The sequence below is a fragment of the Haladaptatus pallidirubidus genome (genome assembly GCF_020700235.1).
GTDB classification, from domain to species: domain Archaea; phylum Halobacteriota; class Halobacteria; order Halobacteriales; family Haladaptataceae; genus Haladaptatus; species Haladaptatus pallidirubidus.
On sequence record NZ_CP085301.1, the window covers coordinates 634,830 to 661,780 of the forward strand.

At 60.2% G+C, this 26,951-nt stretch carries 30 protein-coding genes; 18 read left to right on the forward strand and 12 right to left on the reverse strand.

Annotated features, from left to right (window positions below):
* Nucleotide 1: 1 nt before the first annotated feature.
* Both LIX15_RS03650 and LIX15_RS03655 read left to right on the forward strand, forming a co-directional pair.
* Nucleotides 2-1,675 (forward strand): TrkH family potassium uptake protein, encoded by a 1,674-nt coding sequence (locus LIX15_RS03650; RefSeq protein WP_227776147.1) that lies wholly within the window; start codon nt 2-4, stop codon nt 1,673-1,675.
* Nucleotides 1,676-1,880: 205 nt separating this feature from the next.
* Nucleotides 1,881-2,081: a DUF7835 family putative zinc beta-ribbon protein gene (locus LIX15_RS03655; protein WP_227776148.1), complete on the forward strand. Its 201-nt coding sequence runs from the start codon at nt 1,881-1,883 to the stop codon at nt 2,079-2,081.
* An 87-nt stretch (nt 2,082-2,168) separates the two neighbouring features.
* On the opposite strand, the gene map is transcribed toward LIX15_RS03655, so the two are convergent.
* Both map and LIX15_RS03665 read right to left on the reverse strand, forming a co-directional pair.
* The gene (map, locus tag LIX15_RS03660; protein ID WP_227776149.1) at nt 2,169-3,065 is read right to left on the reverse strand and encodes a type II methionyl aminopeptidase; all 897 of its coding nucleotides are present in this window, start codon (nt 3,063-3,065) and stop codon (nt 2,169-2,171) included.
* A gap of 81 nt (nt 3,066-3,146) precedes the next feature.
* On the reverse strand, nt 3,147-3,995 hold the full coding sequence (locus LIX15_RS03665; RefSeq protein ID WP_227776150.1) for an isoaspartyl peptidase/L-asparaginase: 849 nt from the start codon (nt 3,993-3,995) through the stop codon (nt 3,147-3,149).
* Nucleotides 3,996-4,156: 161 nt separating this feature from the next.
* Between LIX15_RS03665 and LIX15_RS03670 the strand changes: the two genes are divergently transcribed.
* On the forward strand, nt 4,157-5,581 hold the full coding sequence (locus LIX15_RS03670; RefSeq protein WP_227776151.1) for an outer membrane protein assembly factor BamB family protein: 1,425 nt from the start codon (nt 4,157-4,159) through the stop codon (nt 5,579-5,581).
* 103 nt (nt 5,582-5,684) lie between these two features.
* Nucleotides 5,685-6,950, forward strand: coding sequence for an isocitrate dehydrogenase (NADP(+)) (gene icd, locus LIX15_RS03675; protein WP_227776152.1), 1,266 nt, complete (start codon nt 5,685-5,687; stop codon nt 6,948-6,950).
* 95 nt (nt 6,951-7,045) lie between these two features.
* Here the strand turns inward: icd and LIX15_RS03680 are convergent, their stop codons facing one another.
* Nucleotides 7,046-7,381, reverse strand: a complete 336-nt coding sequence (locus LIX15_RS03680) for a cupin domain-containing protein (RefSeq protein ID WP_227776153.1) — start codon at nt 7,379-7,381, stop codon at nt 7,046-7,048.
* 223 nt (nt 7,382-7,604) lie between these two features.
* On the opposite strand from LIX15_RS03680, the gene LIX15_RS03685 reads away from it, so the two are divergent.
* Nucleotides 7,605-8,126, forward strand: coding sequence for a DUF5817 domain-containing protein (locus tag LIX15_RS03685; protein WP_227776154.1), 522 nt, complete (start codon nt 7,605-7,607; stop codon nt 8,124-8,126).
* Nucleotides 8,127-8,151: 25 nt separating this feature from the next.
* Here the strand turns inward: LIX15_RS03685 and LIX15_RS03690 are convergent, their stop codons facing one another.
* Both LIX15_RS03690 and hmgA read right to left on the reverse strand, forming a co-directional pair.
* Nucleotides 8,152-8,295, reverse strand: coding sequence for a hypothetical protein (locus LIX15_RS03690; protein ID WP_227776155.1), 144 nt, complete (start codon nt 8,293-8,295; stop codon nt 8,152-8,154).
* A gap of 124 nt (nt 8,296-8,419) precedes the next feature.
* On the reverse strand, nt 8,420-9,631 hold the full coding sequence (gene hmgA, locus LIX15_RS03695) for a hydroxymethylglutaryl-CoA reductase (NADPH) (RefSeq protein ID WP_227776156.1): 1,212 nt from the start codon (nt 9,629-9,631) through the stop codon (nt 8,420-8,422).
* A gap of 85 nt (nt 9,632-9,716) precedes the next feature.
* On the opposite strand from hmgA, the gene LIX15_RS03700 reads away from it, so the two are divergent.
* Both LIX15_RS03700 and LIX15_RS03705 read left to right on the forward strand, forming a co-directional pair.
* Nucleotides 9,717-10,220 (forward strand): GNAT family N-acetyltransferase, encoded by a 504-nt coding sequence (locus LIX15_RS03700; RefSeq protein WP_227776157.1) that lies wholly within the window; start codon nt 9,717-9,719, stop codon nt 10,218-10,220.
* Nucleotides 10,221-10,268: 48 nt separating this feature from the next.
* The gene (locus tag LIX15_RS03705; protein ID WP_227776158.1) at nt 10,269-10,502 is read left to right on the forward strand and encodes a hypothetical protein; all 234 of its coding nucleotides are present in this window, start codon (nt 10,269-10,271) and stop codon (nt 10,500-10,502) included.
* On the opposite strand, the gene LIX15_RS03710 is transcribed toward LIX15_RS03705, so the two are convergent.
* Entirely contained in the window at nt 10,477-10,686 is a 210-nt protein-coding gene (locus tag LIX15_RS03710) for a hypothetical protein (RefSeq protein WP_227776159.1), read from the reverse strand. The two genes, LIX15_RS03705 and LIX15_RS03710, sit on opposite strands and share 26 nt — an antisense overlap.
* Nucleotides 10,687-10,853: 167 nt before the next feature.
* The gene (locus tag LIX15_RS32700; RefSeq protein WP_265338408.1) at nt 10,854-10,988 is read right to left on the reverse strand and encodes a hypothetical protein; all 135 of its coding nucleotides are present in this window, start codon (nt 10,986-10,988) and stop codon (nt 10,854-10,856) included.
* 82 nt (nt 10,989-11,070) lie between these two features.
* Between LIX15_RS32700 and LIX15_RS03715 the strand changes: the two genes are divergently transcribed.
* The 6 genes from LIX15_RS03715 to LIX15_RS03740 all read left to right on the forward strand — a co-directional run bounded on the left by LIX15_RS03715 (nt 11,071) and on the right by LIX15_RS03740 (nt 17,364).
* Entirely contained in the window at nt 11,071-12,603 is a 1,533-nt protein-coding gene (locus LIX15_RS03715) for an amidohydrolase (RefSeq protein WP_227776160.1), read from the forward strand.
* Between the two features lie 225 nt (nt 12,604-12,828).
* Complete coding sequence (nadA, locus tag LIX15_RS03720) at nt 12,829-13,950, forward strand: quinolinate synthase NadA (protein WP_227776161.1); 1,122 nt, start codon at nt 12,829-12,831, stop codon at nt 13,948-13,950.
* On the forward strand, nt 13,947-15,467 hold the full coding sequence (locus tag LIX15_RS03725) for an L-aspartate oxidase (RefSeq protein ID WP_227776162.1): 1,521 nt from the start codon (nt 13,947-13,949) through the stop codon (nt 15,465-15,467). Before nadA ends, LIX15_RS03725 begins: the two co-directional genes overlap by 4 nt.
* Nucleotides 15,457-16,263 carry a carboxylating nicotinate-nucleotide diphosphorylase gene (nadC, locus tag LIX15_RS03730; RefSeq protein ID WP_227776163.1) on the forward strand — a complete coding sequence of 269 codons (807 nt, stop codon included), beginning with the start codon at nt 15,457-15,459 and terminating at the stop codon, nt 16,261-16,263. The genes LIX15_RS03725 and nadC overlap by 11 nt, the downstream gene beginning before the upstream one ends.
* Before the next feature lie 47 nt (nt 16,264-16,310).
* Nucleotides 16,311-17,063, forward strand: coding sequence for an inositol monophosphatase family protein (locus LIX15_RS03735; protein WP_227776164.1), 753 nt, complete (start codon nt 16,311-16,313; stop codon nt 17,061-17,063).
* A gap of 100 nt (nt 17,064-17,163) precedes the next feature.
* Nucleotides 17,164-17,364, forward strand: coding sequence for an HVO_0649 family zinc finger protein (locus LIX15_RS03740; protein ID WP_227776165.1), 201 nt, complete (start codon nt 17,164-17,166; stop codon nt 17,362-17,364).
* Here LIX15_RS03740 and gpmI read toward each other — a convergent pair.
* Entirely contained in the window at nt 17,361-18,878 is a 1,518-nt protein-coding gene (gene gpmI / locus LIX15_RS03745) for a 2,3-bisphosphoglycerate-independent phosphoglycerate mutase (RefSeq protein ID WP_227776166.1), read from the reverse strand. The genes LIX15_RS03740 and gpmI overlap by 4 nt on opposite strands.
* 134 nt (nt 18,879-19,012) lie before the next feature.
* On the opposite strand from gpmI, the gene LIX15_RS03750 reads away from it, so the two are divergent.
* Nucleotides 19,013-19,324: a hypothetical protein gene (locus LIX15_RS03750; RefSeq protein ID WP_227776167.1), complete on the forward strand. Its 312-nt coding sequence runs from the start codon at nt 19,013-19,015 to the stop codon at nt 19,322-19,324.
* A gap of 66 nt (nt 19,325-19,390) precedes the next feature.
* Nucleotides 19,391-20,641 (forward strand): DNA double-strand break repair nuclease NurA, encoded by a 1,251-nt coding sequence (locus LIX15_RS03755; protein WP_227776168.1) that lies wholly within the window; start codon nt 19,391-19,393, stop codon nt 20,639-20,641.
* Here LIX15_RS03755 and LIX15_RS03760 read toward each other — a convergent pair.
* On the reverse strand, nt 20,635-20,970 hold the full coding sequence (locus LIX15_RS03760; protein ID WP_227776169.1) for a DUF7113 family protein: 336 nt from the start codon (nt 20,968-20,970) through the stop codon (nt 20,635-20,637). The genes LIX15_RS03755 and LIX15_RS03760 overlap by 7 nt on opposite strands.
* Nucleotides 20,971-21,142: 172 nt before the next feature.
* Complete coding sequence (locus tag LIX15_RS03765; protein WP_227776170.1) at nt 21,143-21,451, reverse strand: hypothetical protein; 309 nt, start codon at nt 21,449-21,451, stop codon at nt 21,143-21,145.
* Between the two features lie 18 nt (nt 21,452-21,469).
* Between LIX15_RS03765 and LIX15_RS03770 the strand changes: the two genes are divergently transcribed.
* Together LIX15_RS03770 and LIX15_RS32705 are read left to right on the forward strand one after the other, a co-directional pair.
* Nucleotides 21,470-23,314 carry an ATP-binding protein gene (locus LIX15_RS03770; protein WP_227776171.1) on the forward strand — a complete coding sequence of 615 codons (1,845 nt, stop codon included), beginning with the start codon at nt 21,470-21,472 and terminating at the stop codon, nt 23,312-23,314.
* A gap of 167 nt (nt 23,315-23,481) precedes the next feature.
* On the forward strand, nt 23,482-23,607 hold the full coding sequence (locus LIX15_RS32705; protein WP_265338427.1) for a DUF7503 family protein: 126 nt from the start codon (nt 23,482-23,484) through the stop codon (nt 23,605-23,607).
* Here the strand turns inward: LIX15_RS32705 and LIX15_RS03775 are convergent.
* Both LIX15_RS03775 and LIX15_RS03780 read right to left on the reverse strand, forming a co-directional pair.
* Nucleotides 23,604-25,676, reverse strand: coding sequence for a hypothetical protein (locus LIX15_RS03775; RefSeq protein WP_227776172.1), 2,073 nt, complete (start codon nt 25,674-25,676; stop codon nt 23,604-23,606). The genes LIX15_RS32705 and LIX15_RS03775 overlap by 4 nt on opposite strands.
* A gap of 4 nt (nt 25,677-25,680) precedes the next feature.
* Entirely contained in the window at nt 25,681-26,385 is a 705-nt protein-coding gene (locus tag LIX15_RS03780; protein WP_227776173.1) for a DUF7504 family protein, read from the reverse strand.
* A gap of 109 nt (nt 26,386-26,494) precedes the next feature.
* Here LIX15_RS03780 and LIX15_RS03785 point away from each other — a divergent pair, with 109 nt between their 5' ends.
* Nucleotides 26,495-26,923, forward strand: coding sequence for a universal stress protein (locus LIX15_RS03785; RefSeq protein WP_227776174.1), 429 nt, complete (start codon nt 26,495-26,497; stop codon nt 26,921-26,923).
* Nucleotides 26,924-26,951: the final 28 nt, after the last annotated feature.

A 26,951-nucleotide genomic window follows, 5' to 3' on the forward strand; every position in this document is an offset into this window, starting at 1 on the left:
TATGCCACGACGCCCGACGGTTGCCGGGGTTCCGGCGAACCTCGCAACCATTCTGCGGGACATCGGCGCGCTCGTGTTGATGCAGGCGACACTGATGCTGCTTACCGCCGTCGTCGCGCTCGTCTTCAGGGAGTTCTACGTGGCGCTCGCGTTTCTCATCGCCTGTGGAATCACGGCGACGGCTGGCGGTGCGGCGCGCAGAGCCTTCGAAGACGCGCCGAACCCCGTGATGAAACACGGGATGGTCATCGCCGCCGGGGGCTGGTTCGCCACTGCCATCTTCGGCTCGATTCCGTTCTTCCTCTCCGCTCACCTGACGCCCGTTTCGGTGATGAACAGCTACGTCCCTGCGGGGGCGAACTACGAACCGATTCGAATTGGCGGCGAGACGGCGTTCTCCAGCCTCGCCTACTACGGCGAACCCCTCCACGCCCTGTTCGAGAGTATGTCCGGGTGGACTGGCAGTGGCCTGACGATGGCGGTTCACGAACCGTCGCTTCCGCGGGCGATTCAATGGTGGCGCTCGCTCATCCAGTGGGTCGGCGGCGTGGGCGTTATCGTCCTCACGACGGCGATTCTCGCCCGACCCGGAAGCGGAAGTTACGCGCTTTATCGAGCGGAAACGCGAGAAGAGCGAATCCATCCCAGCATCATCCACACGGTGCAGACGGTGTGGCGAATTTTTCTCCTCTACACGATACTCGCCGTCGTCGTGCTGTTCGGCGCGATTTGGTGGAGCGAGCCGCGATTGAGCCTGTTCGAAACGTTTTGGCAAGCGTTGAACCACGCGATGACCGGGCTTTCGACGGGTGGATTCAGCGTCACGGACAACTCCATCGAATCGTACGATTCGACGCTGGTCGAAGGCGTCCTCCTTCCCATTATGACGCTGGGGGCAATCGCATTTCCGATTCATTATCTCGTCCTGCACGACCGGGATTTCGACGCGCTGTTTTCCGACCTCCAGACGCGCTGGCTGCTCACCCTCTTCATCATGGGAAGCCTCGCGCTGTCGGTGCAGAACATCATCGCGCTCCCGGTGGCGAGCGAGGCGTTCACGGAAACCGGATGGCTCGGAGTTCGAAACGTCGGGATGTCGGCGTTGGCGGGCGATGCGGCCCGCGATTCGACGTTTCAGTTCATCAGCGCCCTCACCTGCACGGGGTTCCAGTCGTCAGACATCGGCAGTTGGAGCGCCGGAGGGAAACTCATCATCAGCGGCGCGATGGTGCTCGGCGGGGCGGCGGGGAGCACCGTCGGCGGTATCAAAATCATTCGCGGCTACATGATAAGCAAGGGCATCCAGTGGGAGTTCTCGCGGGTGTTTCTCCCGGTATCCGCGGTCGTCAACACCCAGATCAATGGAAGAAAACTCGACCGAAACCAGATGTACGAGGAGTTCAGCGAGGCGGCAATCGTCAGTATGCTCTGGATTATTCTACTAATCACGGGAAGCGTCCTCCTCGTGAACGTCACCCCCGAATTCGGCTACGCGGACGCCCTCTTCGAGGTCGCCAGTGCCCAGGGCAACGTCGGACTCTCGACCGGTATCGTCGGGCCGACGATGTCGCCTCTCGGCGAGGGAATGCTCGTCCTGAATATGTGGGTCGGCCGCCTCGAAATAATTCCCGTACTGGTTTTTATCCGATCTGCTCTCTTCGGTCTCAATCCCTGACCAAGTATATATAGTATTCGGCTGTTGTAAAGCGTTCCGCCATCATTAACGGTTCAGGGAGTTCGATAAACGAAATAGGACGCTCTCGCGGCTCCAAATGGTAAAACCGCAAGACGGAGTTCGAATAAACGGTTCGAACGTCATCCAACAGAGAGGGGTTTTTATGCTCGTGTCAGCGGTTGTATGGACTGAGCAGGAAGTCACCATGGCAACAAAAAATCAGGGGTTCCAAGCAATGGTAGAACTGTGCGACAACTGCGGCCGCGAAACCTCGCACGAGGTATCAGTCGAAATTCGTACCGAGAGCAAAAAGCGGGAGAACGCCGAGTTCTCGCGCGAACCGTACCGTGTTACCACTTGTCAGGCGTGTGGTGAAGAGACGAGCCAGCGGATGAACAACGCATAAACCGTTCCGCATACCTGTCAGCTATTCTCGTTCTCGTCGACGATTCGTTACCGAGTTATCACTAAAATATAGATGATAGTCTCTCGACTATCTCGTGAACACTTCACAGCCGTCTTCGGTGACGATGACGGAGTGTTCTTTCTGACTAACGAGGAATCCCTCTTCTTCTTTGAGTACCGGATAGCCGTGGACGACGTTTTTCATCTTCAAGCGACGAAGCGCCATCTCGGGACGGGAACTGTCCAACCATCGCGTTGCGAACGGAAGCGTCCGGAACTCTTCGGTAATTTGGTCGAGCGCTTTTCGGGCGCTTCGGTCACGAACCGACGCCTCGCGTTCGAGGGAGAAAATCTCCTCCTCAGCACCCTCTCGAACCTTGCCACTGCCGTCGGTGGCGAACGGTTCGATGGCGACTACGTCGCCGACCTGTAGTTCGATTCCCTGCGAGACGGCACGGTTCGGAATGTTCGGTTCCGTGTGCTGTTCGTAGTGGGCCAATCCGTGCCCGGAGAGGTTGACGACCGGATTGTAGCCGTAGCCGTCGATGACGGATTCGATTTCGGCACCGATTTCGCCCGTTTCGACGCCGGGTTCGACGACTTCGAGCGCGGCGTCCAGTGCTTCCTCGCTCGCCTCTGCGAGGTCGTCGTGTCCCGAAAGGTCAACCGTGATCGCGGTGTCGGCGAGCCAACCGTCGATTTGAACTCCGATATCGAGGTTGACCATGTCCTCGCCGAACGTGCTTTCGTCGTCGAGGCTCGGCGTCGCGTGTGCCGCTTCCTCGTCGATGCTGATGTTCACCGGAAACGCCGGTTTGCCGCCGAGTTCGCGGATACGGTCTTCCGCGAACTCGGCGATTTCCAGGTGACTCGCACCGACTTCGACGCGCTCCGCGGTTTCCGTGCGAACCTGTGCGAGGATTTCACCGGCCTCACGGTGTTTTTCGTACTTCTCCGCCGAGAGGTCAACTGACTGGTCGCTCATGGCACGGTGTTCGTCCGAACGCCGGAAAGAGTTTGCGTTACGCGGAAAGACGGTGGATACGACCGCACCCGACTCCGAAATTCACCGAGTGACGCCGATCTGCATCGCGTCGCTGTTGAACGCGCTTCCGGCGTTTCCGTCCCGGTCGAGGACGATGACGCCCGCACTCGAACCGGTGAGTTCGGCGAACTCCTCGATTGCCCTATCTGCGGCCTCCTGTGCGTCGGAGCCGGATTCGAGATGGCGAACGGCGCGCCGGGTGAGCGTCGATTTTGCGATGTCTTCCCCCGCACCCGTGGAACTGGCCGCACCTGCCGGTGCCGCGTAAAAGCCACTCCCAATTTGTGGCACGTCCCCGACCCGGCCTGCAAGTGCAAGCCACCGTCCACCCGTGGAGGTTGCTGCCGCAAATTTGTCTCCGTCGTAGGCGACCGCGCCGACCGTGTCCGCGCCGCCGAACTTCTCGCGAAGCCATTCGAGGTGTTCGCTCGGCGCTCCGTCGGGAGCGTCGTACCCCTCCCATCGCTCCTCGCTTTTTTCCGTCCAGAGGTCGATTCCGGTTTCCACGCCGAAATCCGCCGCGAGTGAAACGGCGTGGTCGCCGCTAACCAGGACGTGCGGCGTTTCCTCCATCACGGCGCGGGCCGCACTGACGGCGTGTTCGACGCCGGGCATCGAGCAGGCCGCGCCCGCTTTGCGGTCGCTCGTCATGATTCCCGCGTCGGTTCGGATTTCACCGTCGCTTTGCACCGCGCCGCCGACGCCCGCGTTGAATCGCGGCGAGGATTCGAGGACGTGAACCGCGGCTTCGACCGCATCGACGACCGTCTCCGCCTTTCTTCCGGTTTCCGCGGCCTCGTCGAGAACTGTTTGCCGAGGTGTCGGTTCGTCGGGTTCGCCGCCAGCACCGCCGTGAACGATAACTTTCATGCCGACTGCTCTCGCGTGGGATGGCTTAAATTCACGTCAAACGGCGATTCGGACGAAATAGTTTGTCGGTTTAATTGACTAATATGCCAGTTAGTTCTCTTGATAATATCAAATATAACCTCGATAACTATACTGCATCGTTCATCTTTTCTAACCGGATCATGTCCAAAAAACCGAAGTTCAACCGCCGAACGATGCTCTCGTTGACCGCCGCCGGTCTCGTCGGGAGTTCCACCGCTATCGCCGCATCCGATGATGTAGTCCTGACCGAGTACGACGCCGATTCCAGCGTGAATTGGGATACTGACGCATGGCCGCAGGTCGGGTACGATAACGGCAGAACAAGTTATAATGCGGCCGCGAGCGGCCCGACGGGAGAGCTCTCGGTATCGTGGAAATTCGGCGAGGAGTCGTTTTCAGGACAGATTCCAATCGTCGCCGACGGAACCGTTTACACCATTCAGGGAGCTCCCCTGTACGGTGTACAGAAGTTGTACGCCCTCTCCAGCGACGATGGAACGGAGCGGTGGGTCGCCGAGTTGAAAGGGGACTACGAGCAGAACGCCAAAGATGACGATGCCCCTCGCTACACGTACGATATGCGAAGTACTGCCGTGGCCGATGGAACGGTGTACACCAGCCGGCTCGATAGGACGGAGGTGTTCGACGCGGAGAACGGTGACCGATTGTGGACCGTCGAAACGGGTGGCAACAACATCGCGGTCACCGACGAACTGCTCGTCGTGGATAGTCCTCTCCTCTCCGATGGCAACCACGAGGTAGGACATCGGGTTGTCGCACTCTCCCGTGAGGATGGGAGCGTCGAATGGACGTACAACTTCCGCGGTAGAGGCCCGACTACGCTCGACCCGACGCTCGATATCGTCGTTGCCGATGGGTCGGTGTACGCCCTGTACGATGCCGTCGATCCGGAGGAGAAGAAAGTACTACGCTCCATCTCGCTCGACAGCGGTGAGGAAGAGTGGTCACGAGAGGCCACGAGTTTGGAGGGCGATATGGTCGCCACCGCCAGCGAACTGTACGTGTCGCTCGGCAACGCACTCCTCGTCCTCGATCCGAAAACCGGCGATGAAAAGTGGACGAACGACTCGGAATACGCAGTTAAGGCGGTCGGTGACGGAACCGCATACTGCACCGACGGGAACGTTGTGACCGCATTCGACGCCGCATCGGGAGCGGAACAATGGCGCGTCGAGACGAACCGTCGCGGGAGCGCGCGCATCGTCCACGATGAACTGGTGGTCGCCGGAGACGTGCTCTATTACACGATTACGAAAGACGACACCGTCAACGACAAACCGGCGGTCCGCGACGTGGAAACCGGGGAACTCCTCGGCAGGTACGAATTACCGGAAACCGCTGACCGAGATGACGGCTTGCTGGATGCGACGAACTATCTCGCACCTGCCGGTGAAAAACTGTACACGGTGTCCGATGACGCGCTGGTAGCCTTCTGTGACAAATCCGACGACGAAAGTGATGGCGTGGATAGCGACGATGGTGACGACAGCGGTGGTGGCGAAGGAGGCGACGGTTCGGACGAAGACGAGTTCGACGACTGCTAGCCGCACTACCAGTCAATTACCTAATTCTTTAAGGGAGTATAAGGCCCATACGCAGACCAAACGGTAGGCCTTTTACCCTCCTCGAAACACTGTTCGAACGATTATGAGCTACGAGTACGATAAGGTGGAAGTACCCGAAGAAGGGGCTAAAATCACGTACAACGAGGAGACCGATGAGTTGGAAGTTCCCGACAACCCGATTATCCCGATTATCCACGGAGACGGTATCGGAACCGACGTCGGCCCGGCCGCACAGAAAGTCCTCGAAGCCGCGGCAGAGGCGACCGGACGCGAAATCAACTGGATGCGCGTCTACGCCGGATCCAGCGCCCGCGAAACGTACGACGAGAACCTCCCGGACGACACCGTCGAAGCGATCAAGGAGTTCAACATCGCCATCAAAGGGCCGCTCACGACGCCCGTCGGAGCGGGATTCCGCAGTTTGAACGTCGAGCTCCGCAAAACCCTCGACCTCTACGCGAACGTTCGCCCGACCTACCACCTCGACGGCGTTCCGTCGCCCGTCAAAAATCCCGGCGCGATGGACATGGTCACCTTCCGTGAGAACACGGAGGACGTGTACGCCGGTATCGAGTGGGAAGCAGGAACCGACGAAGTGCAGGAAGTGAAAGAGTTCATCGAGAACGAAATGGACGCCACGGGCGTCATCCACGACGGGCCGGTCGGCATCGGCATCAAGCCGATTACGGAGTTCGGAACGAAACGTCTCGTCCGCGAGGCAATCGAGTACGCCCTCGAAAACGACCGTGATTCCGTCACGCTCGTTCACAAGGGCAACATCATGAAGTTCACCGAAGGCGCGTTCCGCGACTGGGGCTACGAACTCGCAGAAGAGGAGTTCGGCGACGTTACCATCACGGAAGACGATCTGTGGGACGAGTACGACGGCGAACAGCCGGACGACAAACTCGTCGTCAAAGACCGCATCGCCGACAACATGCTCCAACAGATTCTCACCCGTACCGACCAGTACGACGTCGTCGCCACGATGAACCTGAACGGCGACTACATGTCCGACGCCGCAGGTGCGCAAATCGGCGGCCTCGGCATCGCACCTGGTGCGAACTTCGGCGACCACCGCTGTCTCGCGGAACCGGTTCACGGTTCCGCGCCGAAGTACGCTGGTGAGGACAAAGTTAACCCGACCGCGATGATTCTCTCCGGACGCCTCATGCTCGAATACATGGGCTGGAAGGACGCCGGTGCACTCGTCCGCGACGCCGTCGAGGAAACGATTTCCTCCGGCAAGGTCACCTACGACCTCGAACGCCAGATCGAAGGCGGCGAGAAACTCGCGACCAGCGAGTACGCCGACGCCATCGTCGAAAACATCCACGACCTCGCGTAAGCGAGTCGTGGGTTAATCGAACTGTGTTCGGTGGTATCGGAATTTCTCGATGGTCTTTTTTCGAGTCGAACTCTGTTCAGTCGGATGATGCCTCGTTACTTCCACGGCACGTCCAGTCGCGGCGGACTGAAGATGTCGATGCCACGAACCGGTTCGTCGCCCTCGTTTTTGGCGGAATGCGGTTCGTCGCCCGGAATCGCGTAGGAGTCGCCGTCTCCGATGACGATTTCTTCGCCGTCAACGGTGAACGTCAACGCGCCGCTGTGGATGAATCCGGTCTGTTCGTGTTCGTGGCTGTGTTCCGGCACCATCGCACCGGGTTCGATACGGAAGTGCTGGATGCTCATTTTCTCTCCGGCGGCCAGTTGCGCGAGGTAGACGCCGTCGGTAACTTCGGTTTCCTCGTGCTCTGAAAGAACGCTCTTTTCCATGCGGTGGACTCACACGCAGAGATGGTAAATCCCTCGGCGAGAGTTTAAATATGAGGAAGGAACCAATTCGACGCGATGGCGGACCCGCGCTTCAGATTTATCGACCGACGACCCCGACCTGCGGCGGCGAGACCGTCGCCCGAATCAGGATTGCACAGACTGAGAAGACGGGAAGTTGGGGACGAACGCAGGCTTCAACACGGAGGCAGTCGGAGGGGAGAATATGTACTCTGTCGTCGGTTGTAGCGCGTGTAGCAACCTGTGGATAGTCGATGGAAATCCCGAGACGACGCAGTGTTCGCGCTGTGGCAAGCGGAAGAAATTCCGAAAGCTGAAGAAGTTCGTCGAAACCGACGACGAAGACCGAGCCCGGGAGATTCGTGCGTCCATGCTCGCCAATCGACAGGGGCACGGCGACACCTTCGCGGAACTCGACTCGTTCGCCGAGATGGACGCACAAACCGACCACGCTGGAATGGACGACGAGGAATACTTAGACCGCTCCGGAATCGACGTCGAGGAGGTGTCCGCCGTCGAACAAGGTTCCCGACGCGGAACCAACAGCAAAAGCAAGAAGCAAATCGTGTTAGATACACTCTCGAATCTGGACGAAGCGGACGAAGCGGAAATCGTCGCCTACGCGGGTGAGCGCGGCGTCTCCCGTGAGTACGTCGAAAAAGCGCTCGAAAAACTCGTCCGACGCGGGGAGGTCAGTGAAAGTCGGGGACGGTATCGTCGCATCTAAAAATGTGGTGGGGGTCGGAAGACCCTCACCACTGGAGCGCACCGTTCAGGCCCTTCCACACGGCAACGAACAACGTGACGACGGTAAGCAACAGTTTCAGGAACCGAAGGACGTGATATGCCCAGGAGTCGGTAATCGGTGCGTCCTCGTCGGAGGGTGCTGTAGCCATTGAAGGTCACCATCGGGCGGCACGGTACGAGAGATTTTATTTCTCGTTCGTGCCAGTTATTTATTATATCTTGCCAGTATAAATTTATAGGAAAGTTCTTCGCATTTTAATTCGTAACCGATGCTTACCGTCCGAGTTCTTCGTGCGCGCTCGAAAGATGACGCGATGCGAGCGCCGCGAGCAGGGAGAGTTCGCCCGCCAGCGCGCCGACAGCGATGATTTCCGCGAGGGCGTCGGCGTTGCTTCCGGGAGGGTCGCCGCCGCCACGAAGTCCTAACACGTCGAGCGCCTCCGTTTGTGTCGGGAGTTTCGTGCCGCCGCCGACGGTGCCGACTTCCAAACTGGCGATGCTGACGCTCGCGTACAGCTCCTCGTCCCGCGCTTCGACGGTCGTAATCGCGTTACTTCCTTCCACCACCTGTGCGGCGTCCTGTCCGGTTGCGAGGAAGGCGGCGGCGATGGTGTTCGCAGCGTGGGCGTTGAACCCGAGGCTTCCAGCCTTCGCGCTTCCGACGAGATTCTTTCGCGTGTTCGCCTCTTCGATGGCTTCCGGAGTGGTGTGCAGTCGATTTTCGACCGTCTCTCGCGGGATTCGAACGTCCGCCGTGACGCTCCGTCCGCGACCCTCGACGGCGTTGATTGCGGCGGGTTTCTTGTCGGTACAGAGGTTGCCCGAAAGCGCGACGAGGCTCGCCGGGGTTTCTTCTTCGACCAACGACGCGGCTTCGCCGGTTGCAATCGTCGCCATGTTCATCCCCATCGCGTCCTTCGTGTCGTAGACGAATCGCAGAAAAACGGAGTCGCCGACGACGTATGTCGTCACGTCTTCGAGTTTGCCGTGATTGGTCGTGGCTTCTGCGGCCTCCACAAGTTCGTCGCGGTGGTCACGAACCCAGTTCACGACTTCTTCGGCTTCCACGATACCCTGCACCCGGAACACCGGCGCGCGCGTCATCCCGTTTTTCGTGACGCGGGCGTCCGCCCCTCCGGCGGTGCTGATGACGGAGCAGCCGCGGTTGACGCTGGCGAGCAGCGCGCCCTCGGTCGTAGCGAGTGGGAGGTAGTAGTCGCCCTCCGCCGACCCGCCGCTGACCACAACGGGTCCCACGACGCCCATCGGAATTTGGGCCGCGCCGACCATGTTCTCGATGTTGGGTTCGGCCAGTTCCGCGTCGAATGCGTAGTCGCCGACCGTACCGAGGTCTGCGTCGGTTTCCGATTCGAGGAGCTTCCGGCGGGCCTCGGCGGCGGTGTCGTGGTCTGCGTGGTCTTCGAGTTCGTGAAGGCGCAGGTCGCCCGCCCGAACCTGTTCCGCGAGTTCGTCTGCGTCGGTCATAGTTCGGGATTTCTCCCGCGCCCCCTAACAGTTGCTCATTTGTACGAGCCACCAAGGATTTGCCCACCCTGTGAGAATATCGACTATGGAAACGAGGGACGTGACAGCGAGCGACATTCCGGCGATTCGTCGCGTTTCGAGCGAGGCGGTGAACGCGGCATACGAGTTCCTCCCCGAGAAAGAGCGCGAAGCGACCGTGCGGGAGCGATTCAGCGACCAACGCCTCCAAACCGCATTAGGCGACGACGATGTGATACTCATCGCCGCAGTCTCGGACGGCGAACTCGTCGGCTATGCACACGTCGAGGCGATTAGCCGGGTCGATGCGGTCGGTGAAGCGGCCCTGCGTGGAATCTACGTCGTGCCAAATCGTTGGCAAACGGGCGTCGGAACCGCCCTGCTAGAAGCCGTGGAAAAAGCGGTTCACGAACGGGGATTCACGCAGCTATCGGTTGCGGTTCTCATCGACAACGGACGAGCGAAACAGTTCTTCGAATCGAACGGGTTCGAGCGCGTAGAGGAGCGGGTCGAAGACCTGTTCACCGGAGGAACCGCGTATCAGCAGGTTTACTACCACGATTTCGCGTAGTACACTTCAAATCGGAATTGACAATTGTGTGAAAATCAGTGGATTCGTATGGTCGAAATCACGATGTCCGTATATCTGGCCGTCCCACCCGCCCTCCTCGGTGCCGCGTGGATGTACCGCGACGCCAGCAGGCGGAGGATTGAGACCGCCGATATGTGGGCAGTGGGATTTTTCGTCGGCTTCTTCATCCCGCCGTTTATCGGAGCAATTGCCGTATACGTGTTTTATATCCTGAGCCACAACCGCGGAGGCGGTTCTATGCACGCAGTTCCGTCGGAATAGTTCTTCTTTTCGTCTCGCCGACCGGCTCGTGACGTTCCCCCCGGCGAACGACTTCCCCGTCGTGAAGAACCGCCAGCGTGAATTTTCCGTTCGGGCCACCGTCCGGAATCCGGACGGTGGCGGTGTAGTTCGCAAGTCCCGCGCAGTTCCGCTTCGGTTTCTCGGGCGTTTGACTGCTGTTCACCTGGAGCGCGTAGTCCCCACCCCGTCTCGACCAGCGTCGGGGTTTCGAGCGAGTACGCGGCGTCGGGGACGCTCACGTTTCCGGAGACGACGAGATAGCTGGTTCCATTCGTGGTTCGGTCGCGATTTCGACCCGGTTTTCGGGCGAATCGACACAACCACCGCCGGTCAGCACCGTATCGACGATTTTCGGCTCTTCGGGCTTTTCTCGGTCATCACGTTCGGCCCAAGAAACCCGGCGTCGGAACACCCGGCGAGGAGGACGAGAACGACGACTAGGAGCGTGGGGAACTTCGAGGACATCGGTCGTGTAATCACAGCAAACGATCAAATGCGTTCTGCCGCTCCCCGAACAGTTATCGCCGTCGGAATACACCACGAAAGCATGACAGCGCCAGCGGATGTGGTTTTCACGAACGCCGAGGTACGCACCCTCGCGGAGACCGACGAGACGGCGGACGCGGTGGCCGTCCGCGACGGGGAAATCGTTCGTGTCGATAGCGCCTACGAAGTGGACTTTTTGGAAGGCGTCGAAACCGAGGTAGTAGATCTCGACGGCCGCGTGCTCCTGCCGGGATTCATCGACGCCCACACCCACCTGATGATGGTGGGGAGCTATCTCGTCAACGCCGATCTCTCGGTCGCCGACTCGCCTGCCGACTGCGTGGAACTGCTCGCGGAGTTGGACGACGACCGCGACTGGATTCTGGGCTACGGGTTCGATGAAAGCACGTGGGAGGAGTCGCGCTACCTCACCCGCGACGACCTCGATTCGGTCAGCGAAACGCGGCCCGTGGTCGCGTTTCGCGAGGATATGCACACGGCTTCGGTCAACAGCGAGGCCCTCTCTCGGCTCCGCGACGAGATTCCGGACGAGGACGTGGAAACCGAGGGCCGCGAACCGACCGGCGTCATCGTGGAAGAGGCCGTCGATGCTGTCTACGAAACCATCGAACCCGACGCCGAAACGATGCACGAACTCCTGCTGGCGGCGCAAGGCGACGCGCACGAGAAGGGAATTACGGGCGTCCACGACATGGTTCGACGCTCGCGCGCGCCCGAAGTGTACCGGCGTCTCGAACTCGACGGCGACCTCGCCCTACGCGTGCGTATCAACTACTGGAGCGACCACCTCGACGCCGTCGAGGAAATCGGCCTCCAGACGAACCACGGGAGCGAGTTCGTCCGAACCGGCGGAATCAAATCGTTCACCGACGGGAGTTTCGGCGGGCGAACCGCGAAACTCGCAGAATCCTATGCTGACGGCGATGGAAACGGCCAGTGGGTCGTTCCCCCGGAGGAATTGAACGAAATCGTTGCGCGCGCTGACGACGCCGGACTGCAGGTCACGGCGCACGCCATCGGCGACGAGGCAATCGACGCGACCCTCGACGCGTTCTGCGAAACCGAAGACCCCGGCGCGATGCGCCATCGCGTCGAACACGTCGAACTCGTGACCGACGAACAGGTCGAACGATTCGCGGAAACCGGCATCGTCGCCTCCGTCCAACCGAACTTCTTGAAATGGGCGCAGGAGGACGGCCTGTACGACGACCGGCTCGGCAAAGAACGACGGAAGCAGACGAACCGCTTCCGAACCCTACTCGATGCCGGGGCGAACCTCGCGTTCGGAAGCGACTGCATGCCCCTCGACCCGCTGCTCGGGATTCACCAGACGGTCAACGCGCCAGTTGAAGCACAGCGACTGAGCGTCACCGAAGCGCTCCGTGCGTACACACACGGGGCGGCCTACGCCGGATTCGACGAAAATCGTCTCGGAACCGTCGAGACGGGTAAAAAAGCGGATTTCGTCGTCCTCGACGGGTCCCCGTGGGAGACGCCGGACGATATCGAAAACATCGATGTGGCCATGACGGTGGTTGACGGCGACATCGTGTTCGACGGACGAGCCGATTGAGCGGGCGGTTTGCTTTTTCCGTTATGAGTTAATTTCGTCTCGGAACCGGATTCGGCGACGTATTTGTATCATTTTCCTAAGATATTCTATCCACCGACGAGTATTTGCGTGTTTATCTCCCAGATAGACGAGAAACGAAATGCAGTCCACATCTTTGAAGAGAAAATCTTTTCAATACATGCGATTGTCAACTAGTGTACTCGTAGGTGCATAACTGTGACCCAAATGGAATCGATAAACCTCGAAACGGAGCTCAGCCTTTTCAAATACGATAGTTTGGAACAACTACCCGAGGAGTATCGGGAGTTGAGCCAGCAGGACCGAACGGAGCGAATCGAACGGTCGCTCGACCGACTGGGCGATTCGGTGGTCATCCTCGGTCACAACTACCAGCGGCGCGAAATCGTCGAGCACGCTGATTTCGTCGGTGATTCGTACCAGTTGAGCGCCGAAGCCGCGAACGCAGACGCGGAGTACGTCCTCTTCTGCGGCGTCACATTCATGGCCGAATCGGCGGACATCATCACCGACGACGATCAGACGGTTATCCTTCCGTCGATGGAAGCATCCTGCCCGATGGCCGGGATGGCAGAGGCCCTGCAGGTGGATTCCGCATGGGGAGACATCGAATCCGCGGCCCCAGACGCCGACATCGTTCCGATAACGTACATGAACTCCTACGCCGACCTGAAGGCGTTCTGCGCCGAACAGGGCGGCGCGGTGTGCACGTCCTCGAACGCCCATCGCGTTTTCGAGTGGGCGTTGGAGCGCGGCGACAAAATCCTCTTTCTCCCCGACAAACACCTCGGCGAGAACACCGCCCACCGACTGGGGTTGGAAGACGGTGTCGTTGAGTGGAACCCGTGGAATCCCGGCGAAGACGCGAACGACGTGGCTGACGTGGATATCATCCTCTGGGACGGCTACTGTCAGGTTCACGAACGATTCACGACCGAGCACGTAGAACAGGTTCGCGACGACTACCCCGACGCGCGGGTCGTCGTCCATCCCGAGTGTCGCCGGGAGGTCGTCGAATCGGCGGACGTCGTCGGGAGCACGGCGACTATCCGTGAAACCGTGGCCGACGCGGATCCCGGCGAGACGTGGGCCGTCGGCACCGAGATTCATCTCGTTCACCACCTCCAGCGCTGGCACCCGGAGGCGTCCGTCGTTCCGCTTTGTGGCGACGCCTGCATGGACTGCAACGCAATGCAACAAACCGATCCAAACTATCTGACGTGGGTGCTCGAAGAACTGGTCGCGGGGAGGGAGCGAAACGTCATCGAGGTTCCGCCGGAGGAGAAGGAACTCGCCACGCTGGCGCTCAACAGGATGTTGGAACTATGACGGGGAGCAAAGCAATCGGCGACGCGAACCGAACCGACGACACGGACGTGCTCGTCGTCGGAAATGGTATCGCGGGATGTAGCGCCGCGCTCGCCGCCGCCCGCGATGGGGCGAGCGTCTTCCTCGTGACGAAAGCGACCCGCCCGGAAAACGCCGCGACCTATCGGGCGCAGGGCGGAATCGCGGTCACTCGCGACGCCCCCGAATCGCTCCGAACCGACGTTCTGCGGGCGAGCGCCAACACTGCGAATCCGGACGCCATCGACGTGTTGGTCGAGAACGCGAATGACGCGGTGCACGACGTGCTCATCGACACCCTCGGTATCCCGTTCGACGGGAACGGCGACGGGTTCGACTACGGCACCGAGGCCGCCCACTCCGAGGCGCGAATCCTTCACGTCGATGCCAGCACGGGACGACACCTCCTCGGGCCGTTTTGCTCGCACCTCCACTCGCACCCGCGGGTAACGATTCGGGAGGATACGGCCGTGCTTTCGCTCCTCACACACGAGGGTTGCGTCCACGGTGCGACCCTCGAACGCGATGGAGAGACGTGGGAAACCTACGCGGGGGCGACGATACTCGCAACCGGCGGTGTCGGCGCGCTCTACGGAACGACGACGAACCCGGATTCTGCGACGGGGGATGGCATCGCCATGGCCGCCCTTGCGGGGGCAGAGACGGCGGACATGGCCTACGTACAGTTTCACCCGACCGCCTACGCCGGGGCGGATTCGTTCCTCGTCAGCGAGGCGGTCAGGGGCGAGGGTGCGGTGCTCCGGAACGCCGACGGTGACCGGTTCATGCCGGAGTACCACCCGGACGCTGAGTTGGCCCCGCGTGATATCGTCGCTCGCGCGGTTCAGCGCGAACGCGATCGAACGGGCGAGGTCACGCTCGACGCGACGCCGCTCGATTTTTCGGGGCGGTTCCCCGGTCTCGCCGAGAAATGCAACGACCGTGGCATTCCGCACGACGCGATTCCAGTCGGCCCGAGCGAGCACTTCCTCTGCGGCGGTATCGCGGTAGACGACCGTGGACGGACGACGCTCGATCGATTATTCGCTGTCGGCGAGTGCGCCCGAACCGGCGTCCACGGCGCGAACCGACTGGCTTCAACGGGCCTCCTCGAAGGATTGGTTTGGGGACTCCGTGCGGGAGAGGCGGCTGTCGGGTTCGACGCCGAATCGATCGAATCGCCAACCCTGCTAGACAGCGACCCGTCGCTCCCGTCGGAGTTCATCGAAAACAAGTTCTTTCGCCTTCGGCGGGTGATGGACGAATGTGTCGGTCTGTGTCGCACTCCGGGCGACCTCCGGCGAGCGGCAGCGACCCTACGCCGACTGAAGGGTGAAATCGACGCGTACGTCAGAACGCGAACCAGCCGCGAGCTGTACGAACTCCGGAGCGCGAGCGTCGTCGCACTGCTCGTCGCGCGCGACGCGCTGGAAGCGGAACCGGTCGGCTGTCATCACGTTTCCGAGGGTCGTCTTGAGGGGGAAATCCGTGCTGACTGATCGCGAGGTGGAGCGGTGGCTCCGCGAAGACGTGGGGCACCGCGACGTGACGAATCGCGTTCCGGGGGAGACGACCGGACGACTCGTCGGGCGGGAGTCGGGCGTCGTCGCCGGGGTAGACGCGGCCGTTCGGGTGTTCGACTATCTCGACTGCGACGCGACGCCGCTGGTGGAAACCGGCGAGCGATTCGACGTGGGTGAAACCATTCTCGAAGTAACCGGGACTGCGACCGACATACTGCGAGGCGAGCGAGTCGCGGTCAACGTCGTCGGTCACGCGGCGGGAATCGCAACAAGAACGGCGCGAGCGGTTTCCGCGGCGCGCGCCGTGAGCGATGACGTCGCAATCGCAGGAACCAGAAAGACGACGCCCGGCCTGCGCGGTGTAGAAAAACGAGCGATTGCGGCGGGTGGCGGCGACACCCACCGCCTCACGCTTTCGGGGATGGTGATGTTGAAAGACAATCACATCGAAGAGATGGGGCTGGTCGGCGCCATTGAGCACTTCCGGGAGTTGGCCTCCTTCGCCACGAAAATCGAGGTCGAAGTCGAGCGTCCAGTGGACGGCGAACGGGCCGCGGAAGTCGGTGCGGACATCGTTCTGTTCGACAATTGTTCACCCGAGGAAGTCCGGCGCGGCGTCGAACGGCTTCCTGACGGCGTGCTCGTGGAGGCCAGCGGCGATATCGAAATCGACACCGTACCGGAGTACGCCGATACCGGTGTGGACGTGATTTCGATGGGGTCGCTGACGCACTCGGCCCCGAGTTTGAATTTCTCGTTCCGAACCGGGTGAACCGAGAGAATCGAGGCAGATTTCACCGTCGAACGAAACGTGCTCGTATGGACTCGTTCGAAGGAACGGCGGTGGAGGCGTGCCGAGTCGCAGGCGAATATCTCGTCAGCGAATTCGAACGCGAGTCGCTCGACGCGGACTACGGGCCGGACGACGTGAAGGCGGTCGCAGACCGCGGGTCCGAGCGTCGGATTCTGGATATTCTCGCGGCGGCCTACCCCGACCACGGGGTTTTCGCGGAGGAGTCCGGCAAACGGGTCGGCGAGAGCGAGTATCGCTGGGTCGTCGACCCGTTGGACGGGACGAACAACTTCTGCTCGGGCATTCCGTACTTCGGAACCGCGGTCGCGCTTCTCCGCGGAAACGAACCGATTTTGTCGGTGATTCACGACCCGCTTCACGACGACACGTACATCGCAAAGCGCGGCGATGGAGCGACGCTGAACGGCGAACCGATCCGAGCCAAAAGTACGGTATCGAGCGACCACGCGACCATTGCCTTCGTCATCGGCATCGACGTGCTTCGGGACGAGGAATTGAACGCACGGGGTGACGAACTCGAGTCGAACCTGTCGGGGTACGGAAAGCGCGTCTGGCGAAGTTGGGCACCGATTCTCGACTGGGGGTTGCTGGCACGAGGAAAACTCGAAGCGGTCGTCTGCTTCCACCCGGACGACGTCGAACAGCACGCTGGATGGCTTCTCGCCGAGGAAAGCGGAGCGCGACTGGCGAACGAGGGCGACCTCTTCGTTGCGACTGCGAGCGACGAACTGTCCGGGGAACTCAAATCACTGTTCTGACCGGCATTTTTGCCGCGGTCATATCGGCCACATCAACCAGCCAACCGATATTGTTTGAACAATCGTTACAATTATTGCGTTCTATGTCATATGCTACCACATGGCGGCAAAACAGAGTCGTTCTCCGTTCGTCAGGCTCCGAAAACACTACGAAAAGACGGAACGACGGTGTACGAAGTGCGGTTTCGTGGACGACGACGGCAAATGGCGCGTCACCGCGCGCGGCGGCGAAGTTCACTTCCAGCACATCTGTCCGCGCTGTGACGCCATCGACACACGGGTGCTTCGGTACGACCGTTAGCGGAGCAGTGATTGCCCGGTCATCGCGTCGGGTTGCTCGACACCGATAACCGACAGGAGCGACGGCGCGAGGTCACAGAGCGACCCACCGTCTCGAATTTCTTTTTCTCCATCGTCGCCGTCCGGCGAGAGATAGACGAGCGGAACCTCATTGTAGGTGTGCGCAGTGTGCGGGTCGTCCGGCGTACCCATGTCGTCGGCGTTGCCGTGGTCCGCCGTGATGAAGACGTGCGCACCGTGGGTTTGGAGGGCTTCCACGAGTCGCCCTAGTTGTTCGTCCACCGCCTCGACGGCGGCGACCGCGGCGTCGAAATCTCCGGTGTGTCCGACCATGTCCGGATTCGCGTAGTTCAACACGAGCACGTCCGGGTCGTCCGATTCGATAACCGAGATGGCCGTGTCGGTCACTTCCCTCGCGCTCATCTCCGGCTTTTGGTCGTAGGTCGGTACGTTCGGACTTTCCACGATGCGCCGGATTTCGCCCTCGAATTCGACCTCACGCCCGCCGTTCAGGAAGTAGGTGACGTGGGCGTACTTCTCCGATTCCGCGAGCCGGAGCTGTGTCTTGCCGTGGTTCGCGAGCACTTCGCCGAGCGTGTCCTTCGGCTGGCTCGGCGGGAAGGCGACGGGCAGGTCGAACTCCGCGTCGTACTGCGTCATCATCACGAAATCCACTTCCGGCGGGTTCGTCTCGAACACCCAGACTGGGTCGATGTCGCAGAGCATTCGCGTCAGTTGTCGGGCGCGGTCGGAACGGAAGTTGAAGAAAATCATCGCATCACCGTCTTCCAGCGCCGGTTCGTCGTCAATCAGCGTCGGTTCCACGAACTCGTCCGTCTCGCCGCGCTCGTAGGACTCGCGGACGGCATCGACCGCGGTTTCGGCGGCGAACTCCGTCTCCCGGTTCACGATAGCGTCGTAGGCGCGTCTCGTTCGCTCCCAATTTTGATCGCGATCCATCGCGTAGTAGCGGCCGGTGACGGTCGAGACGTTTCCGGTTCCGTGTTCCTCGATGACTTCCTGCAAATCCGCGAGAAATCCGGCCCCGCTTTTTGGCGGCGTGTCCCGTCCGTCGGTAAAGGCGTGCGTGACCGCCTCGATACCGCGGTTACCGGCGAGTTCGATGAGCGAGTACAGATGTTCCTGCGCGGAGTGGACGCCGCCTTCGCTGACCAATCCCATGAAGTGGACGCGTCCGCCGTGGTTGTTCGCGTAGTCGAAGGCGTCGCTGATGGCTTCGTTCTCGCCGAGTTCGCCTGACTCAATTGCGTTGCTGATTCGGGTGTACTCCTGTCTGACGACGCGACCCGCCCCGATGTTGAGGTGGCCGACCTCGCTGTTGCCCATCTGTCCTTCGGGGAGGCCGACCCTGCGACCCGACACGGTGAGCGTTCCAGACGCGCCCGTCTCCGCGAGTCGGTCGAAGTTCGGCGTGTCGGCGGCTTCGATTGCGTTTCGTCCGCCGTCCTCGCTTCCAAGTCCCCACCCGTCGAGTACGATGAGTCCCGCTTGCATGGGCGAATCGTCGTCGTCGTGGGGTAACTAACCTTCGCTCGAAAGTTGGTAGCCGAGGAGATTTCGGTAAGACATCCTACCGAAAAACGGATCACAGTCGCACGACCGCCACCCACGTAATCTATGTGGTTTCGATGGCGAATCGAAACACGATGGAAGTTCCCTTCGATACCGGTGTTCTGTGGATTGCGCTCTGGTTTAGTATCGCGTCGGTTCTCGCGATTTCTCTCATCTGGCGGTATCGAACCAGTGGTCGGATTAATTATCAATTCCTCAGTGGTGTCTTCGTCTGCTCCGCCGGAGGTGTCGAGTTGGGCATAGCGCAAAGGAGATTATCGGACAGTTTCGTTCCGAACGCGCTTGTCATTTTCTGTATCGCGGTCGCCGTCCTCTCGTTCGCGCGCGGCGTTATCGTCCAGCGAAAGCGAGCGATGCAGTCCGAATAGTTCGCACTCCCTGTCTGCGGTTTCGAAAGGTGACCTTTTTTCCGGGTGCGACGGGATGAGGCGTGCATGACCTTAGACCCCGTCCACTTCGATGGCATCGCCACGTTAGCGGACGAGATAGAGTACGAGGGCGAAGAGCGCAACCATCAGAAACTCGCCCAGAATGTTTGGGAAAACTACCTCGACCCGTTGTATCACGAGGGGACGAAAGTGCTCGAACCGCTCGGAACGCTGGAACGACGACGGGCGAACATGGAACGCCTCGCGCTCGAAGACGACCGGTTCGAAACGATGCATGGACTCGATTCGGGAACCACCAACCCGCTTCCGTTCAAAAACGGACTGGTGGTGGATGTTGCACACGCCGCGATGAGTGCGTCGCCCTCCGACCTCGACCTGCACGATTCGCGGACGGTCGTCAAGGCGATTCACACGAACGACGTGGAGCGCAATTTCGACAAGAAATGGGAAGCCTACGGCGAGAGCAGTAAACGAAAAATCGTCCACGCACCGCGCCGCGACGACTTCGAGGAGGACATCGTTCACGCGCTGGCGCTATACCGTGCGGAGAGTCGCCACGCGCTCGATCACGCGAGCGAGGTGTCTGATTTTCTCCTGTTGGACGGGCCGGTGTATCCCAAGGGAATCATCCGGTGGCGCGACCGCGGGTCGGTGCTTCCCGACCTGTTCGAGGAATCGGATGAAATACGAACGATTATCGAAAACTACGTTCGACTCGTGGAGCGATTCGCCGAGCGCGGGGTACCCCTCGCGGGATTCGTCAAGAATATCTCCGCGAAGTCGATAATCCGAACCATACGGAAGAAGGGCGTAAACGCGCCGTGGGCGCACGACGCGGCGTTTTTCTCGCAGGTGCTCGAACGCGGGACGCACGAGAACGGGGAGTACGAGCGACTGACGGATGACCTGACGCTGACGAACTGGTTCGTCTCCCGAGCGGGATCCGATTCGTTTTTCGGAAGTACGGAGGCAGACTGCCACGTCGAACGCGAGTTCGCGCCGGAACAGTACGAAGTGACGTTCTGCGTCGTCTACGACCCGCGCCGAGACTTACTCTACAAGGTCGAAGCACCGCGAATCTTCACCGACGACGAAACCTGCCGCGACCGAATCGAACGCCAGATTCTAAAGGAAATTGCCGTCGCAAACGGCCCTCCGATTGCCATCTCGAAAGCCGATTCGCTCGCCAAAATCGGGCAACAGAGCACGCGGTCGCTGATACGGAGTTTCGAGCGGTCGTTCGACAGCGAGTTGGACGCGAGCTACAACGCGGTTCGTTGGGGCCGAAACTACTGAGGGTCGTTCTTTTCGACGGAAATCTCCACGTCGTCCATATCGACGCCGATGCGGGCGAATTGCGTTCGAATGTGTTCTTCCGCGGCGTCTATCGCCTGCTCGCGCGTGTCGAACCCGCGGGGCATCGGCGTCTCGAACGCGACGTGAACCTCTTTCCCGGAGACGGTTTGCGCAGTGCCCCCGCTTTCGACCTGATAGAACTCGTCGCACACCCACACGTAGGGAGCGTCCTCGTCCGGCGCACCCTTGAACGTGGGAGCGCGCTCGCCGCGTTCGTACAGCGATCCGGTGAGGGTGGTTCCCCCTGCTTCACCGCGAACGAGTAACATAGGCTGAAATACGACGCGCGGACATAAAAGGAAAGCGGGGGGACGAGTGTGACAAACAGAGTCAAGAGGAGGATTCGGCGGTACCACGGGCTGTTTCTGGCAGCTAAAATGACGGAGTTTGTGACACCATTTCCACAGATTCGAACGACGCGACCGACGCTTCGCGCCGTCTTCAGTTGCTCCAACTACCTCTCGCCGGATTCGACCGCTTTCTTCCGGCTACTGCAGTCGGATAACTTCCGACGATGCCCGCGCTCACGGGCGCGACGCTTCCGACCTCGCGTTCGTCGCGCTTCAACCGGCGGGCCCGTTTCTCGACGGTCTCACGCTCGGCGCGCTCCTCTTGGGGGCGAGTTCGCCGCTCGCTATCATCGTAGCGCTCGGGTGGAAGCTCGTTTCCGTTTTCTCGACGCGAATCGAGTAGTCGAGCACTCGTGTTTCGGGCGTTTCGACGGCGGCGTGCGAAACACGTTTTACGCACGGCTGAGATGACAGGCGCATGAGCGAACTCGGCGATTTTTCAGACCACGGTCTCGATTCGGGCGACGAATCGGGGAGCGATGAGTCCGCCACCGGGTCGGAAGCCAGCGAAGCGAGAACTGGAACGGGAGAAACCGAAACGAAGACCGGAGACGACGGCTTCAACGAGATGGAACTCGACCCGGTCGGTGCCGACCACGGAATCGGAAGCCTCGCCGTGTCGGAGGGGTTGGCAATCGGCGAGGACGAAGACGACACGCGACTCCGCGCATACGTGACCGCGCCGAATCGGACGGACGTGCGAATCGGGAAGTATCTGCTCGTCCCCTATCCGGACGGGGAGAAACTGTTCTGTCGGATTACGACCCTCGAATACGCACAGGAGTTCCACAGCGATGACGCGACCGAGATTCACGCCCGGCGAGCTATGCGAAGCGGGCCGATAGACGAGACGGATTACAAATTCATGGCGACGTTGGAGCCGATTGCAGTACTCTTCGAAGATGGGAACGGCTTGAAGCGTCGGATGACCGACCGCGTTCCGAAACCCGAAACCGTCGTCAAGCATGCCCGCGACAAGCGCGACATCAAAACCGGGCTAAAGATTCCGGAGGACGGCGTCTTCCTCGGCCACCTCTCGGTGGGTGGCGAAAAGGTGAAAACCGCGGCGGAGCCGCCGACTATCGACTATCGCGTGAAAGATGATTATGAATCGGGCGACCCGCTGGTTTTCCGGCACACGCTCGTCGCGGGGGGAACCGGGTCGGGGAAGACCCACGGCGCGAAGAACATGCTTCGACAGTATCTATCCGCGGAGCGAACGTACCCGATGGACGACGGGCGCGATGCTCGGATGGCAGTCGTGCAGTTCGACCCGCAGGACGAGTACGCCCAGATGCACGACGACAACCCCGAGGTGGGGACGGAGGACGAGCGCACGTGGGAACGCGAGGGAGTTGCCCACGGCGGACACGACGAGACGAAGGCGTTCGTTCCGAAAGTGGGCGACGTCTCGTACTCCGCCAGCCACCACAACGCGGAACAAATCGAATTCACGATACCGTTTTCGATGGTTCGGGCCAATCCGTGGCTCGTCGCGGGTGCGAAACTCAACGACAACCAGTACGGCGCGCTCACTTTCCTGCTCAAGCGATTTTTCCGCAGTTACGGGGATGATGGAACGTATCAGAACTTCCTGTCGTATCTAGACGATCCGGCCCTGCGCGAGGAGTTGGACGAGAGCGGGAGGGTTCACGAGGCGACGTTCGACGCGGTCAAACGTCGCGTTCGGTCTGTTCCGAGCAGCGTCTTCGACCAGTCCGCCGAACCGATTACCGACCTCGTTTCACGGTTCGTTCGTCCGGGTCGATTGTCGGTGGTTCCGACGTACCACCTGCCGACGAGTCGGGCGAAGGAGATGGTTGTCCTCGCGGTGTCGAGCCTGTTAGTCGATGAAAAACTGTCAAACTCGCCAAACCACCCGGAAATCAAGGAGACGCCGTTGGTCGTCGGGATGGACGAGGCGCACAACTTCCTCTCGGACGCGGAAAGCGTGCAGGCCCAGAAGGTCATCGGCAAATTCACCGACGCCGCGAAACAGGGACGAAAAGAAAGGCTCGGTTTGTTCCTCATCACGCAAGACCCGCAGGACATCGCCGACCCGGTGTTCAAGCAGATAAACACGACCGTCGTGTTGAATCTGGGCGACGAGGACGCTATCAAGAGCGTGAACATCCCGCCGAACTTGGAAAAGAAAGTGCCGTACATGGAGAAGGGACAAATGGTCGTCTACTCACCGGACAACTCGGAGCCAGTTGAACTCATCGGCCTTCCGAAATGCGTCACCCGTCACGGGCGAGACTGAGTAATCGACACACTGATACGCTCCACTTTTAACCACCTCCTGCCAGTAGTTATCACAGTACCACTTTCTTCACTCACGAACCTGTTGCTGTGATTTGTATCTCGTCAATACTATTTAGTTAAATTTAAATTTTTATAATATATAATATCTGCTGTACTATGAGCCAAATGGCACTGTCGGAATACCTCGAATCGCATCCACGAATGATTGGCATCCTGTTCTCGGCGAGTCTGCTGTTGATGCAGGCCGGAACAGTTCTCGCGTGTTGTGGTGACGCTACTTCGGGACCCTAACGGAGGTCAGCCGCAGTTATTTCGTCGCTCCAATACAGGTCATTTTCGAAAGTGACCGGCAACACGCCACAGTTGAGATACTCGTCGAGTTCTGCTTCGGACACAATCCAACTGTCGAGAACTCCTGAATTGAGGTACTGCGTATCGTCGTCGTTGAGATGGGGCCGAAAAAGGGTTCCAATACCACGGATTTGTGAAGGATATACCATAATATCGACTTCGAAAGAATCCTCTTTCTCGTTCCTGACTCGCAGATGAAGCGGACACCCACTCTCGCACTGCACCAGTCCCAACCCACCGTCACCGACGGTAATGTACCGATAACCGGTCAAAATTTCGCTTTTCGCTATTTCCAGCCCTGTCCGGAGCGAGAACCCGATGTTGAGAAGACGAGCGAGCGCCCGCCCGACTTTCGTCGCGCTGACGTTCGCGATTTCGGAAAGCGTGACGACGCCGCCGCGACTTCCGTTCTCGACCAGCGCCATTCCCTGCTCGTACGACCGGCAGGCGTTGAGCAAAAACGCCTTCGTGCGAACGACATCGAGCGTTCTAACGTCGAGATAGCCGTCGGAACACTGCATCCCTTGGTCATCGACGTGGCCGATGTAGTGAACGAAGTCGAGCGGTTTGGCGAACAACTCCGCGAGTTCGTCCGTCGTCAGGTCGTACGAAATTCCCACGTCGAACTCGATCAGGTCGCGGGAGCCGTAGAACTCGTTTACGACGCCCTCCTCTTCCATTCGCTCGTCGTTACAGACGACGTGAATTTCGATGCTCGAACCGTCGGGCGCTGTCCCTTCGATTCGGCGGCGACAGGACTCGACGGTCGTTTTGTTGCTTCCGAGCGGGTAGCCATCCCCTATCCACACGTGTTCGACCGAGTTCGACGGGTCGGGTTGCACGATGTCGTTCACCGACGTGGAGCTACCGGTACTCCGAACGAAGTCGGCGCGGTAGAACTCGGTCAACGGTTTCGGCTGTGACCGAACCGTGCGCGTGGTCGGTTTCGGCGGACACCGAACCAACGAAAGGTCGTTCGCAACGAACGGGAGACTTTCGACGTTGTTCGCCGCCGGCACCACGTCCGTCGTGAGATGCCAGTCCGGAAGGTGCGGTTCGAGCGTCTCGAACGGTACCGAGAGATACGCCGCCAGTCGCTCCGCGAGCGATGCGTCGTAGAGCGCGGCGAAGTCCAACTCAACCAGCGGCACAATCTGCTGGCGTTCGTATAAATCGACTTGATAATATCCTTCTGTCCGAGTGAGACAGTCGAAGAAGAACACCTGCTGGAGCGTGTTCGCCACCGCGTTCTCGAAGCCACCGGAACCCGTAAGCGGATGTTCGAATCCACTCGCCGCGAGACGCGGATACCTGCCTGGAACGACCTTCGCACCGAGGTAGTATGCGAGCGGCGTCGCCGTATAGACGGCGGCGCGTTGGCGCGGCACGACGAGCTCGACGCCCGTTTCGGGGCGCTCGAGACCGTCTGGTACGGAAAAATCATCTCCCCGTTCGATGAGCGGAGGATGGCCCCGAAGGGTCGGAAACGACCGTTCCGGACTCGTCGTTTTCAGCGCCGACCCGAACAGGGAGATTGCCCGCATAGAATCTTCGATGTCGTCCGTAACCGTGACGGTTCCCGCCGGTTGCTCGTGAAACGAGCGCGCGCCGACCCTCACCGGGATTTTTTCGTCGAAGTCGAGGATAACCGACTGATTCCGTTTTTCGATGTGCACCCCGCTTTCGACGGTGAGGTACAACTTCATCGGTGCCGTGTTGAGTTCGAGGGTGTACGCACCCGCCGAAACCGTCGTTTCGTCGTCCGTGACGTTGTAGCTCGCCGCGAGGTCGCCGTCCCGCGTTCGGACGTACACTCCCGTAAGCTTCGGGATTTCTACTGTCTTCGTCTCAAATTCGACGGCGGCATCGACCGGAAAATGGAACGTCTTCGGGTCGGCGGGACGAAGCGTCGATTGGTCGGGTGTGTACAGTGCGAATCGGACGCTCTCGATGGGGTCTTCGATGAGCAACCCCGGTCGGTTCGGTGGGGGTTCGAATGCTGGTTGCATCGTCTCAGAGTCGTACCCAGTTCGTGCTTCGTTCGTAGGTGGGCACGTGCCATCGCTGTTCCGGCACCAGACCGTCGCGCTGGCGAAGTTCGATACGCGCGTCGAACAAGGGCGACAGTTTCGTTACGAGGGGTGCGTCGTCTGCCATCGGCAGGTGGTAGTGGCCCATTCCCCGTACGCCCCGAGTAATCGCCGTGAGCATCCGCAAGAAACACTCGAACTCCGTTCGGGAGTACTGCTCGGCCAGAAAGCTCAACGAATCGACCGAAAGACGGAGGTGCGCCGGTTCCAGTCCGTCCGTCGTCATGTCGAAAAAGCCGATTGCGAGCATGATTTCTTCGGCGAGAGTCCAAAGCTCGTTTCGACCATCGCGCCGGGCGGGGAGTTCCACGTTCGAGACGCTGGCGCTGGCCGGTATCGACCGCTCGCCGTTTCGCTGGTCGATGACCCACACGTCGGAACTATCGAGTCGAACGCCGGTCGGAAGGCACGGTTCGACGTGTCGCGTGGTCGAGTCGGTCAGTGCCAAAATCCGTTTTCGGTCGGCGGCGGGGTCGCCCAGAAGCGTTCGCGTCGCTCTCGTACTGACGCGTTCGGACACCTGCCCGGTGACGAGGAGGTTACATCCGTCCGTTTTGAGTTCCGCGAGCAGCTCCGAGAATCCGGGGACGTTTTCGTCGCCGCGAAATTCGATACCTTCGATCCCCATTTTACTCTACTGATGATAGTAATGAGATAAAAATACTCGGGTTGTCGTGGCGTCGTGAAACCGCGCCGATGGGTGAAACACTATGGCAACACCACCCGTAAATAGGAGTATGGGAAAGCGGATTCTCGTTCCAATCGACGGGTCGGAGCAGTCCACGAAAGCGCTCGACTACGTGCTGACAGAGTTCCCGAATGCGGAACCCACCGTCATTAACGTCATCGACCCCATCGACGTCGGCTACACCTCGACGGTCGGGATGCCGGGGTACTCGGAGGAGTGGTACGAAGATTCGAAAGCGCGCGCGGAGGCGATGTTCACGGAGGCGCGGGAAATCGCGGACGAACACGGTAGGACACTCGCGACGGCGACGGAAGTCGGACGCCCGGCGCAGGTAATCGTTGACTACGCCGAGGAGAACGATTTCGACCACATCGTGATGGGCAGTCACGGTCGCTCCGGCGTCTCGCGGATTCTACTGGGAAGCGTCGCGGAAACCGTCGTTCGGCGGTCGCCGGTGCCCGTGACGGTGGTTCGGTAGCTCGGGTTTTCCGGCAGTTTCCCGACGG